The organism is Glutamicibacter protophormiae, from assembly GCF_016894325.1.
Classification (GTDB): domain Bacteria; phylum Actinomycetota; class Actinomycetes; order Actinomycetales; family Micrococcaceae; genus Glutamicibacter; species Glutamicibacter protophormiae.
On record NZ_CP069806.1, the window covers coordinates 280696 to 293050 of the forward strand.

The 12355-nt window shown below is 62.7% G+C and carries 11 protein-coding genes and 1 riboswitch; of the genes, 7 read left to right on the top strand and 4 right to left on the bottom strand.

Annotated elements, in window-relative coordinates; genetic code table 11:
* Positions 1–92: 92 nt before the first annotated feature.
* From JQN66_RS01405 to JQN66_RS01420, 4 genes are all read right to left on the bottom strand, one after another.
* The gene (locus JQN66_RS01405) at positions 93–620 is read right to left on the bottom strand and encodes a COG4315 family predicted lipoprotein (protein WP_204676356.1); all 528 of its coding nucleotides are present in this window, start codon (positions 618–620) and stop codon (positions 93–95) included.
* A gap of 69 nt (positions 621–689) precedes the next feature.
* Complete coding sequence (locus JQN66_RS01410) at positions 690–1376, bottom strand: anti-sigma factor family protein (protein ID WP_204676357.1); 687 nt, start codon at positions 1374–1376, stop codon at positions 690–692.
* Positions 1373–1879, bottom strand: a complete 507-nt coding sequence (locus tag JQN66_RS01415) for a sigma-70 family RNA polymerase sigma factor (RefSeq protein ID WP_229777355.1) — start codon at positions 1877–1879, stop codon at positions 1373–1375. Before JQN66_RS01415 ends, JQN66_RS01410 begins: the two co-directional genes overlap by 4 nt.
* Before the next feature lie 162 nt (positions 1880–2041).
* Positions 2042–2905 (bottom strand): SDR family oxidoreductase, encoded by an 864-nt coding sequence (locus JQN66_RS01420; RefSeq protein ID WP_188948496.1) that lies wholly within the window; start codon positions 2903–2905, stop codon positions 2042–2044.
* Positions 2906–3448: 543 nt separating this feature from the next.
* Positions 3449–3540, top strand: a riboswitch (SAM riboswitch).
* Between the two features lie 121 nt (positions 3541–3661).
* Between JQN66_RS01420 and JQN66_RS01425 the strand changes: the two genes are divergently transcribed.
* The 7 genes from JQN66_RS01425 (at position 3662) to JQN66_RS01455 (ending at position 12040) form a co-directional block, all read left to right on the top strand.
* Entirely contained in the window at positions 3662–5296 is a 1635-nt protein-coding gene (locus tag JQN66_RS01425; RefSeq protein WP_204676358.1) for an ABC transporter substrate-binding protein, read from the top strand.
* Between the two features lie 11 nt (positions 5297–5307).
* The gene (locus JQN66_RS01430) at positions 5308–6264 is read left to right on the top strand and encodes an ABC transporter permease (RefSeq protein ID WP_204676359.1); all 957 of its coding nucleotides are present in this window, start codon (positions 5308–5310) and stop codon (positions 6262–6264) included.
* Positions 6265–6278: 14 nt separating this feature from the next.
* The gene (locus JQN66_RS01435) at positions 6279–7166 is read left to right on the top strand and encodes an ABC transporter permease (RefSeq protein WP_204676360.1); all 888 of its coding nucleotides are present in this window, start codon (positions 6279–6281) and stop codon (positions 7164–7166) included.
* 28 nt (positions 7167–7194) lie between these two features.
* The gene (locus tag JQN66_RS01440) at positions 7195–8817 is read left to right on the top strand and encodes an ABC transporter ATP-binding protein (protein ID WP_204676361.1); all 1623 of its coding nucleotides are present in this window, start codon (positions 7195–7197) and stop codon (positions 8815–8817) included.
* Between the two features lie 44 nt (positions 8818–8861).
* A complete protein-coding gene (locus JQN66_RS01445; protein WP_204676362.1) occupies positions 8862–10106 on the top strand; it encodes an acyl-CoA dehydrogenase family protein in 1245 nt (414 codons plus the stop codon).
* 2 nt (positions 10107–10108) lie between these two features.
* Positions 10109–11527: an NtaA/DmoA family FMN-dependent monooxygenase gene (locus JQN66_RS01450; RefSeq protein WP_204676363.1), complete on the top strand. Its 1419-nt coding sequence runs from the start codon at positions 10109–10111 to the stop codon at positions 11525–11527.
* Between the two features lie 96 nt (positions 11528–11623).
* Positions 11624–12040 carry a CoA-binding protein gene (locus JQN66_RS01455; RefSeq protein ID WP_204677442.1) on the top strand — a complete coding sequence of 139 codons (417 nt, stop codon included), beginning with the start codon at positions 11624–11626 and terminating at the stop codon, positions 12038–12040.
* Positions 12041–12355 lie beyond the last annotated feature (315 nt).

Below are 12355 nucleotides of genomic sequence, written 5' to 3' on the forward strand. Positions count from 1 at the left end.
CAATGTACGGGAGAAACATCTTTTTCGCACCGTGTGACACGCGCCACATTCCGATTTCGGCCGATTGTTAAGCCGGCCAAGGGCTTACGGCGTTACTTGATCGGGGTGCCGGCGGCGTCAAGCACCCACCAGACGTCCTTGACGCCTTGGCCCGCGGTGTCGCCGGCCTTCTTGTCGCCGGCGAAGTAGTACAGCGGCCATCCGTTGAGGGTCAGCTGGCTTTCGCCATTCACGCCGGTGATGGTTCCGGTCTTCCCGGTGACTCCGTCAACGGTGACGTCGGTTCCGCCCGGGACCGCCGGCCACTGGTCTTCGCAAGGACCGGAGCAAGCAGAGGAATCGGCACCCTTGGTGTCCGTGTCGAACTGGTACACCGTCATGCCCTTGCCGTCGACCACGATCTTGCCCAGCGAGGAGTCGGCGAGGGCCAGGGAGGTGGCCTGCATGCCGCTGCTCGGGCTGCTTTGCGCCGGTGCGGAGGAAACCGGGCTGGACTGGGCGCCGGCGGACGGCGATGCGGTGTCGGTGGATCCAGAGTCGCCCGCGCAGCCGGACAGGGCCAATGCCAGGGCCGCGACGGCTGAGGTTGCTGCGCACCAGGACTTCAGTGACGATTTCATGAGCTGTGCCTTTCTCGTGGTGTCCGCGTGAGCGGCTTGCCTGCTACACGAGGAGCAGCTCGTTCCGGTTCACTGCTGGAGCAAATTCTTGTCCATCGGCGACTGCAGGACCGTCAGTCCGGCCAGGGTCTTCACCGTTACTTCGGCGATCTGGTCCACCGGCAGCGAGGTGGCGGCCTGGAGGGTGATCTCCTTGCCGGGCACTGCCTTCCAGGTGGCGACCTGCATGGTGCCGCCCTGGGTGTCGGTCACCAGCAGCGCATAGGACCATGGGCCGTTGGCATCGCCGAATTCATAGCCTGCGGGATAGTCGCAGTCGATATTCAGCCGGGTTCCCCATGCCACCGATTCGAAGCCCACCTGTGCGCTCAGCGACTGCTCGGCAACCTGCTGCAGGGCAAGCACCGGACCGGGATCGGCCGGGCGCAGCAGGAACGGCAGCCCGATACCCAGGACCACGGCGACGGCTGCCGCGGCCAGGAGGATCATGCGGCCGCCGCGGCGCCGCCGTGCGGAGGCAGCGCGCCGGGCGGTCTTCTCGAACAGGTCCGCCGGGGGCTGCGGCACCAGGGCCGTCACTTCCTCCGGGTCGTGCGCGCGCGAGAGCAGTCCCGGCAGCGCGCTGAGCTCGGAGACGGAACCCTGGCAGCGCTCGCAGTTCTCCAGGTGCTCCTCGAACAGCCGGCGATCGACCGGCTCCAGCGCCCCGAGCACGTAGGCGGCATCCCATTGGGCGAACTTCTCATGCTCGCTCATCGTGTCACTCCCCGTTCCTGGAGGGCCAGTTTCAAGGCCCTCATCCCATAATGCAGCCGGGACTTCACTGTTCCGTCGGCTATGCCCAATTCCGCCGCGATCTGCTGCGTGCTGCAGGCGCCGTAGTACGCGAGCACCACCACCTGCCGGTGCGGTTCGCTCAGCGCCGCGAGCGCGTCATGAATGAGGATCTCGTCGAAAATCTGGTCTGCATGATCGGCGGACGCTTCCTCGGGCAGCCGTTCGATGCTGCGTTCATGCCGGGAGCGCGCGCTGCGGGACTGGTCGATCACCAGGTTCCGCGCCACCGTGAACATCCACCCGCGGACCTCCTCCACCGGCTCGTCGAGAATCCGCGGGGAATTCCACGCCTTGAGCAGAGTCTCCTGGACAATGTCCTCCGACTGGTACGAGTCCCTGGTCAGCGAGAAGACGTAGCGCCACAGCGGCTGAGCGTACCGTTCATGCAGCAGCCGCAGGGTGGCATCGTCGCTGGTAGTCACGCGCCCCTTTCGCGGCCAGGATTTTCGGACCTGATTCTCACTCATGCAAGTTACACGAGCCAGCCGGGTTTTTTGTTCAACCAGGGCCAAAGATCTTCGCGCAGGGCCGGTGTGCGCTCGCAGGGACGCCCGACTCGCGGTGCCGGCCCTGGCTGTTCAGGCTTAGCTGTCCAGGGCCTGCTTGATGGCCTTGCCCAGCGAGGTGGGTGCGCGGCCGATCAGCCGGGCGAGGTCCGAGCCGTGCACCTCAAGGGCGCCGTTGCGGATGCGCAAGTCGGTGTCCACCAAGATCTCGGCATAAACCTGGGGAATTCCGGACTGTTCGTAGATGCCTGCCAGGGTCTGCGGGTCCATGTCCCGGTAGGTGACCTCTTGCCCGGCGGCGGCGCCGAGCGCTCCGGCCAGCTGGCTGAGCGTGAAGGGCTTGTCTCCGCCGAGCTCGTAGATGGTTCCCCCGGCAACCTGCTCGTCCAGCAGGACGGCCGCTGCAGCCTCGGCGAAGTCCGCTCGGGTGGCTGCGCTGATTTTTCCCTCGCCCGCCGCGCCGAGGATGACCCCGCTGTTGAGGTAGCCCATGAGCTGGTCCGTGTAGTTCTCGGTGTACCAGCCGTTGCGCAGCAGGACATAGGGGATCCCGGATGCTGCCAGCAGGTCTTCGGTGGCCACATGTTCGGCGGCCAGTTTCAGCTGGCCGGTGCGCGCATTGGCGATGGATGTGTAGGCGATCAGCGACACATCAACACGCCGGGCGGCATTGACGACGTTCTCATGCTGCGGGATCCGGTGTCCGACATCGCTGCCGGAAATCAGCAGCAGCCGGTCGACGCCTTCGAGGGCCGCGACGAGCGTGTGCGCCGCGTTGTAGTCGGCGGCGCGGGTCTCCACGCCCTTGGCTGCCAGGGCTTCGAGCTTCTGAGGGGATCTGCCGAGCGCGACCAAGCTGTCCGCTGGGGCGCCCCGGGATAACAGTGCATCGATGACGAGGGTGCCGAGTTTTCCGGTGGCTCCGGCGACTGCGATCTTCATGGGGTTCCTCCGTTGGCTTCCGTGGACCCCAGCCTATTCGCAGAGGCCCGGGATCGTAAGGATTCAGCGGGTGAAGCGTTGTCGGTGTGGACCGCAGGGCCGCCCGAATCATGAAGACCTGCAGCCAGGGCCTGAATACAAGGAATTCCTTTCGATTCGATGGGCGTCGCCGCCAGCTGATATTGGCGTCCGGTATGCAAAGGGCGCAGCTGGTACGGAAAATTCTCCACCTGCATCAGCACTCGTCGAGCCAGAAAAACACTGGGGAGAACCGAGCCACTTGTGGTGCCGTTGCAGCAGGAGCTAAAACGGGCTCCCTGAAAGCTGGACTGCGGAATCAGGAGCAGGAGCCCAACCAGCCGTCGTCAAGTGTGCGCTTTGATCGGCGTCACATAACGCCACAAGGCAATTTGTTACGTCAAATATGGCGTGAAACTCGCGGGGTACCACTTTTTCCATGACTTCATGACGTATTCCTTACGTCACGCTTGGTCACATGCGATTCCGTGTTCGACACTGAAATTGTTCAAGAAATTGGACGCCACACCATCCAGAGCGACTGAGAGACCTGGCTCGTTGACGTCGCAGCAACCACCCGATAGCGGGATCGGTGCTAAGGCCAGGACCGATGGAGATTGCTAGATTTCGCAACGGTTCTTCAAGGGGAGTGCTCTGCCTTCCCTCGAATTCGCAACAACCGGATCGTTGAATATCAGGCGTAATCCTCGGCTCAAATACCGAGAGGAACTTACGAATATGCGTACTGCGCACCTGAGTTTGAAAGCGGCGGCACTTGTTGCCGTCCTGGGCCTGACCCTGACCGCATGCGGCGGAAATTCGACTACCGCAGCTCCGGCTGAAGGTGCTCCCGCTGCCGCCGGCGATCCGGTTGAAGGCGGTACCTTTACCTTTGCCGAAGTTACCCCGATTAACAACTGGCAGACGCAGGCGGCGCGCTTCTATGAGAAGGCAAACGTCCTGAACTCGGTCCTGGACCGCCTGACCTACTTCGATGCGGAGTCCGGCAAGCTCGTTGGATGGATCGCTGAGGACTTCAAAGCAAACAACGACCAGACTGAATTCACGTTCACCATTCGTGACGGGGTGACGTTCTCCGATGGATCCGCGCTGGACGCGGAAGCGGTCAAGCTCAACCTTGACGCGCTGGGCCTGGGCATCAAGGACGCGCAGGTCGCTCCGAACGTGGACTTCGGCGCCTATAAGTCGGCGGAGGTCCTCGGCAAGAACCAGGTGAAGGTGACGCTCAAACGTCCAGACGCCAACTTCCTGCGTGCCACCTCGTCCGTCGCAGCAGGCTTGGTTTCCCCGAAGACCTTGAAGCTGGATAACGCAGGACAGTCCGCTATCGCGAAGATCGTGGGCTCTGGCCCGTTCGTCTTCGAATCGGAAAAGCCGGACGAGGAAGTTGTCTTCACCAGCCGAGACGACTACGCGTGGGCACCCGAAACCGCAGAAAACCAGGGCGATGCCTATCTGGACAAACTGGTGATCAAGTACCTACCTGAGGTAGCCAGCCGCGCTGGCGCTGCGCAGTCCGGTCAGGTTGACCTTGTCCGCGGACTGCAGCCGGTGGACGAACAGGTGCTGGCAGCCAACGGGGGCCAAGTCTTCGCCGCGCAGGGTGTCGACCTGACCACCAACCAAGCTGCCGTGCGCATCGGTTCCGGCAAGCTGGAAGACGTCAAGGTTCGCCAGGCTCTCCAGATCGGTATCGATCGCCAGGCAATCAAGGACACCGTGCTGTCCGAGAGCTACGTGGTGGCCGGTTCGGTCCTGAACCACAAGGCCCCGGGCTTCGTCGACTTGTCGTCCGAAATCGCCTATAACCCGGAGAAATCCAAGCAGCTTCTGGAGGAAGCAGGCTGGAAGGTCGGTGCTGACGGAATCCGCGAAAAAGACGGCGAAAAGCTGGAAATCACGGTAGCCACGTCGAACAACTCGGTCGTCATCAAGCCCGCATTCGAGCTGATCGAGCAGCAGTGGCGCGATCTTGGCGTGAAGCTGGTCAACCGCGCAGCGGACAATACCTTCCTGGTCAATGCGCTCGTCGATGACAAGGTCGAGTTCTTCGGTACCCGCCAGTTCGCGCTCGGCGGCCTCGGCCCGGTCTATGCCCCGGCCAATAACACCCAGACCCTGAACGCCGACGAGGAACTCAACAAGCTCTTCGCCAAGGAACAGGCCGCGACCAGCGAAGAAGAGCACCTGGGGCTTGTCGAAGAAGAACAGCGTGCACTGGTGCTGGACAAGGCACTGGCCCTCGTACTGTGGGATGAAGTCCAGGTTTACGGTGCCAGCCAGTCCGCCCACGTCGAGTTCACTTCCGGTACCGCCCCGATCTTCCAGGGTGCCTGGAAGAGCGAAGGCTAGGAGCGCAAACCATGGGCGGATACATTGCCAAACGCGTTGGCCAGGCTCTGCTGGTGATCTGGCTTGCCTACACCGTGGTATTCATCGCAGTGCAGTCGCTTCCCAACGATCCCGTGACGATCTTCCTCAATTCGGACTCTGCGGCAGATCCGGCGACGATCGCGCAGATGAAGGAGTACTACGGCTATGACCAACCGGTTATTGTCCAGTACTTTTCCCAGCTGGTCGGATTGTTGCGCGGGGACTTGGGATACTCACTGTCCAGCGGTTCGGAAGTATCCGCCCGGATCGGCGAGGTTGTCGGTTCAACACTCGTGCTGGCAGGCTCGGCATTCGTGGTCGCGGTGGTCTTCGCTGTGGCGCTCACAGCTGCAGCCAGCCTGGCCCGCGGCCCGAGACTGCGCAATCTCCTGCTGAATCTTCCTCCGCTCATGGTGTCCATTCCGGTCTTCTGGCTGGGCCTGGTGCTGTTGCAACTGCTTGCAGTACAGCTCGGAATCATGTCGTTGTTCCCGGATGACTCGTTCCTCTCACTGGCGGTGCCGATCTTCGTGCTGGCCGTGCATCTGAGTGCACCCATTGCACAGGTGCTCATCAAGAGCGTTCAGGAAGTCGGTACCCAACCATTTGTGGATGTTCTGCGTGCCAAGGGCGCCAGCGAATCCTGGATCTTCTACCGCCACATGCTGAAGAACGCGGCGCCCGCCGCACTGTCCATCGCTGGAATCACCATTGGAACGCTGTTGGCCGGATCGGTGATTACCGAAACAGTCTTCGCCCGCGCAGGACTTGGACAGCTGATCCTGCAATCGGTCACCGTCCAGGACATTCCGCTGGTTCAGGGACTGGTCCTGCTGACCGCAGTCGTGTTCACCTCAGCCAACCTGCTGGTTGACCTCATCCATCCGAAGCTCGATCCGCGCATCATCACCGCCAGCTCCGGTTCGCCCCGCGCGCTTGCGGCCTAGGGAAGGAATAGTCAATGAGTCTCCTGGCAGACAACGTCGATACGGCGGTTGCGACCCTGGCCGCTTCCGAACAGCCGAACTCGCGGATCGCGAGTGCTTCGGCGGCCCGGCGCCGGCTGGCGCAGTGGTGGGTGCTTGTTCCGTTGGCCATCATGCTGTCGTGGGCTTTCCTCCCGGCGCTTTTCACCGGCCATGATCCGATCACCGGCGTCCCTGCAGACAAACTCCTGGCTCCGAGCGCCGAACACCTTTTCGGCACCGACCACCTGGGACGCGACGTCTTCTCCCGAGTCGTGTATGGAACACGGCAGACGCTGCTCACCGCTGGGCTCGCCTGCCTGATCGGCAGCATTGTCGGATCGATTCTCGGGTTGCTCGCCGGAACTGCGGGCAGGTTTGCCGACAGCGTGGCCATGCGCCTGGTGGATGTCATCCTGGCCGTCCCTGCCTTCCTGATCGCACTGATCCTGGTGACTGCGACCGAACCCGGCCCGCTGTCCCTGGGGCTCGGTGTTGGCATCGCCTCCATCGCCGCCTTCGCGCGACTGGTGCGTACCGAGGTGCTCCGTGTTCGTTCACGGGATTTCGTGCAGGCTGCGCTGATGAGCGGTGGCAAGTACTTCACCGTGCTCCGCCGCCACATCATTCCCCACGTGATCGGTCCGGTCCTCTCGCTGCTTGCAGTTGACCTTGGCGCGGCAATCCTGGCCATCTCCGGACTCGGTTTTCTTGGCTTCGGTTCGCCGCCGCCAACCCCGGAATGGGGCCTGCTGATCTCCGAAGGGCGGCAGTACCTATCGGTTGCCTGGTGGCTCACGACCCTGCCTGGCCTGGTCATCGTTGCTGCAGTGATGTTGATGGCCACCCTTGGCCGAACCATCAATAAAGCCTTCCGCTTCTAGCGCCGTACCCGGTTGAAAGGAGAAATCCATGAACGCCCCACAGAATACCGCCAGTCCGGTGATCCGGATTGAAGACCTCACGGTTCAGTACGCGCAGGGAACCATTGCCGCGGACAACATCAATCTCCAGATCCCGCGGGGGCAGATCGTTGCCATCGTTGGAGAATCCGGCTCCGGCAAGTCGACGCTGACCAAAGCCTTGATCGGTTTGCTGCCCCAAGGAACCGAATGCACCGGCAGCATTCGCTTTGGCGGTACCGAAGTGACCACGCTGAACGTGCACGAATGGCGCAAGATCCGCGGGGCCGGAATCGGGCTGGTGCCGCAGGATCCGGGTGCCTCACTGGACCCGGTGAAGACCATCGGTTCCCAGGTGGTCGAGGTTTTCAGGCTGCACCCTAGCCGTTCGGTTCCCAAGAAGCAGTGGCGCTCCAAAGCCATTGAACTGCTGGAAAGCGTGGGCATCGACCGTGCCGAGAGTCGATTGTCGCAGTACCCGCACGAGCTGTCCGGTGGACTGAAACAGCGTGTGCTGATCGCCATCGCGTTCGCCTTGAACCCGCAGCTGCTGATCGCGGACGAGCCGACCAGCGCACTGGATGTCACCGTGCAGCGGACGGTGCTGGAGATCTTTGTGTCGCTGGCTCGCAAAAACGAGACGACCGTGGTGTTCGTGACCCACGATCTAGCCGTAGCCACGGATATCGCCGACCGGGTACTAGTCATGAACTCAGGACGCATCCTCGAAGACCGCAGCGTCGAGGAACTGGTCTCAAAGAGCACCGACCCGTATACCAATGCCCTGCTGGACCAGGCCTACGCCACTGCGAACCAGCAGGAAGCGCGGAGCACCGACGAGCTGGCAATTTCGGTCACGAACCTGGGCAAGGTTTTCGGCAAGGGAAACGCCACCCATGCAGCGGTGTCTTCCGTATCCTTCGACGTCGCACGAGGAACAACATTCTCCTTGGTGGGGGAGTCCGGTTCGGGCAAGTCCACGACCGCGAAAATCATCATGGGCCTGCTCGAAGCTAGTCAAGGCAGCGCACGCGTCAATGGCAACGAGGTCACTGGCCTCGGCGGAAAACAGCGATACGCGCTGTGGCGCGAAGCCCAGCTGGTCTACCAGAACCCGGACTCGGCGTTGGACCCGCGGCAGCAGGTCGGATCGATCATTGCCGAGCCAATGCTCAACTACCGCCTGGGGGACGCGGCCTGGCGGCAGGCTCGCGTTGCCCAGCTCATGGAACAGGTGAATCTGGCAGCGGAACTTGCTTCCAAGCGGCCCGGAGAACTGTCGGGCGGCCAGCGGCAGCGGGTAGCCATTGCCCGGGCGCTGGCCAGCGGCGCAAAGATCCTGGTCCTCGACGAAGCACTCAGCGCCCTTGACGTCCTGACCCAGGAACAAATCCTGGAACTGCTCGACAGGCTGCAGCGCGAGGAAGGTCTCACCTACCTGTTCATCTCCCACGATCTGCACGTGGTTGAACGCATCAGCCACCAGGTTGGCGTGATGCGCGGCGGTGAGCTGGTCGAAGTCGGGCCCGTGGCGCAGGTCTTCTCCGCCCCGCAGCACGAGTACACCCGAACCCTGCTGGCCGCGAACCCCGGCCATGTGCTGCGCGAACTCGCGGATACGCGCCGTTGCTGAATTTCCAAGAACCACATATTCCACTGAATTCCGAAAGAGATACTATGAGCACCGACGCCCTGGAATCGACCCAGATCATTACCGCACCCTACGGCAGCGAAGCCGCCTACCAGCAGCTCTCCGCGCGATTCGCCGACGTCTTCGCCCGCATCGCCGAAGGGGCCCGGGAGCGCGAGCAAAACCGCGTCCTGCCGTTCGAACAGGTCCAGTGGCTGAAGGACGCCGGTTTCACCACGTTGCGCGTACCGGCAAGCCACGGCGGCAGTCCGGTCAACCACGAGCATCTTTTCCGCCTGCTCATCGAGCTGTCGGCCGCCGACTCCAACGTGTCCCACCTGCTGCGCAGCCACTTCTCGTTCGTGGAGACCATTGCCCTGCAGCCGCAGGAATTCCAGGACCGCTGGTTCCCGCGTGTGCTCGCCGGCGAGATCTTCGGCAACGCCGCCACCGAGCGCGGCGGCAACGCGCTGGGCAGCACCAACACCAAACTCATCAAGACCGGGTCCGGGTGGGTGCTGCGCGGCGAGAAGTACTACACCACCGGCTCGATCTTCGCTGACTGGGTAGTTGTCATGGCGAGCACCGACGGTGTTGAGGGACGCCAATACGCGGTGATCGACCGCCATGCCCGGGGCGTTCAGATCCTCGACGACTGGGACGGCTTCGGCCAGCCGCTGACCGGCACCGGCACCGCGATCTTCACCGACGTCGAGGTGGACGAGCAGAACATCATCCAGCGCAAGGTGGCCTCCACCCTGGAGCCCGCGTTCTTCCAGCTGTGCCTGCTTTCGGTGCTGGTCGGCATCGGCAAGGCCGCGCGCAACGAAGCCGCCCACATTGTGGCCACCCGCACCCGCACCTTCAACACCGGCTCCGGCGCTTTGTTCAAGGACGACCCGCAGATCCAGGAACTGGTCGGACGCCTTGCATCCAACGTCTTCGCCGCAGAATCGATCGTGGTCGCTGCCGCCCGTGATCTGGACGCAGCAGTGGACCCGAGCCTCGGACTGGACGAGGAAGCCGCCTTCGTCCGCGCCGAGCTCGCGGTCCAGCAGGCGCACGTGGCCACCCCGAAGCTGATCCTGGACGCCACCAGCGAACTCTTCGACGTCACCGGGGCTTCCGCGGTGTCCACCTCCAAGTCGCTGGACCGCTTCTGGCGCAACGCCCGCACCGTCGCGACCCACAACCCCGTCGCCTTCAAGGCCCGCTCGGTCGGCGACTACTTCATCAACGGAACCATCCCGACGGGGCTTCACTCCATCGGCGAAGCCAAGGGAGCCAAGTAGCCATGGGAACCTTTGAATCACGGCCGCGCTTCCTGCTTTCGGCTTTCCTGATGAATACCTCCAGCCACATCCTCGGCGGCATGTGGCGCCACCCTCAGGCCGAACAGCACCAGTTCAACGAGCTGGGGCTGTGGGTGGACCTGGCCAAGAAGCTGGAGGACGCCAAGTTCGACAGCATGTTCTTCGCCGACGTGGTGGGCCTGTACGGCGACCACGAAGGTGGCTGGGCCTCGCTGGTGCGCAAGGGGCTGCAGGTGCCGAGCCAGGATCCGCTGGTGCTGCTCTCCGCGCTGTCAGCCACCACCAGCGACATCGGACTGGCCATGACCAGCTCGGTGGTGCAGGCGCACCCGTTCCAGTTCGCCCGCCAGGCCTCCACGCTCGACCACCTGTCCAACGGCCGCGTGGCCTGGAACATCGTGACCAGCGTGCTGGAGAACGCGCACCGCAACTTCGGCGGCGACAGCCTGGTTGCGCACGACGACCGCTACGCCTGGGCTGAGGAGTATGTGGAAGCGGCCTACAAGCTCTGGGAAGGCTCCTGGGAGGACGGGGCGCTGCTGGCCGACAAGGAGTCGGGCATCTATGCGGACCCGTCCAAGGTCAACAAGATCAACCACCGAGGCCAGCTGTACTCGATCGACGGACCGCACCTGGCCCTGCCCAGCGCCCAGAGGACCCCGTTCCTGTTCCAGGCTGGATCCTCGCCGCGCGGATCCCAGTTCGCCGCCACGCATGCGGAAGCGACATTCCTGTTCGCTCCGCACCCGGAATACGTCGCCAAGAAGAATGCCCAGTTGATCGGCAATCTCGAAGCCGCCGGCCGCACCCGCGATGACATCAAGGTTTTTGCGGGGCTTTCCTTCGTGGTCGGTTCCACCGAAGCGGAGGCCAAGGCCCTGGAAGCCGAATATGACGAGTACCTGGACCTTGACGCCATCGTTGCCCATATTGGGGGAGGCATCGGTGTCGACCTCGGTGGGCTGGACCTGGACACTCCGCTGGGCGAGGTGAAGACCGAAGGTGCGCAGGGAGTGCTGGAAGCAGTGCTGGCCTCGACCCCGGGCCGCAACCCAACCCTGCGCGACCTGGCGAACTACCGCGCCAAGGCCCAGCAGATCGTCGGCACTCCGGAGCAGATCGTTGACGAGCTGGAGCGATGGCAGGACGCCGGGATCGATGGGCTGAATATCATGAACCACGTGCTGCCCGGATCCTACGACAACTTCATCGAGGGCGTCCTTCCGGAGCTGCGCCGCCGCGGCCTGGCTCAGAGCGAGTACGCACCGGGAAGCCTGCGCCAGAAGGTCTTCAACCGCGGCGACAAGCTCCCGGCGAACCATCCGGCGGCCCGGTACCGCGGCGCCTTCTCCGAATTCTCGGCTGCAAATTCCGAGGCCAGCCTGCAATATCAGGGCTAGGAACAAAGCTTGGCAGGTAGATCCAACTGGGAGGGGATCTACCTGCCATTTCCTTTTCCAAAGACTTTCGCAGAACACGGCGGTATCGTTGCGCATATGGGAACCAACCATGTAAATGATCCGGCAGTCATCCGGCGCCTGCTGACGCATCCCGGGCGGTGGGCTGTTGTCGGGCTGACCAACAATCCGCGACGGGTCGCACCCTCCGTTGCACGCTTTCTCAAGGACGCGTTGGGCATGGAAATTATTCCGGTATCGCTCACGGGGGAGTCAGTTTTCGGCGAGACCGGTTACGAGAAGCTGGAGGAAATCCCGGGAAAAATCGATGTCGTGAACTGCTTTGTCAACTCGCAAAAAGTTGGTGAGATCGTCGACCAGGCAATCGCAGTGGGTGCCCGCGCACTCTGGCTCCAACTAGGGGTGATAGACCAGAGAGCGGCGCAACGAGCAGAGGAAGCCGGCTTGGACGTAGTGATGGATGCCTGTCCGATGATTGAATACCCGGCACTCTGAAATGTGACGTTTTATTACGCGATACTTGTTGATTCAAGTACGTTATTTTCCAAGTACGCCTGTAGGCTGGCGGCAGAATCATACATTCGGGTGGCTGGGGAGCCGAAGAATACTTGGGGATTCGTCTTGACTTGGGGTTTGGACGATCAATTTGATGCGATCTGCGTGCATCATCGATGGTATTTGACGCGTTCCAGCGTCCCATCGAAATTGGGGAAATTCATTGATTGGCCAGCCTGTGGGGGATGGGTCTGCGCGTGCGAAAAAAGCGCGCCGGTCTGAAAAACGGGGGTCGCGCTGGGGTGCGATCCGCCA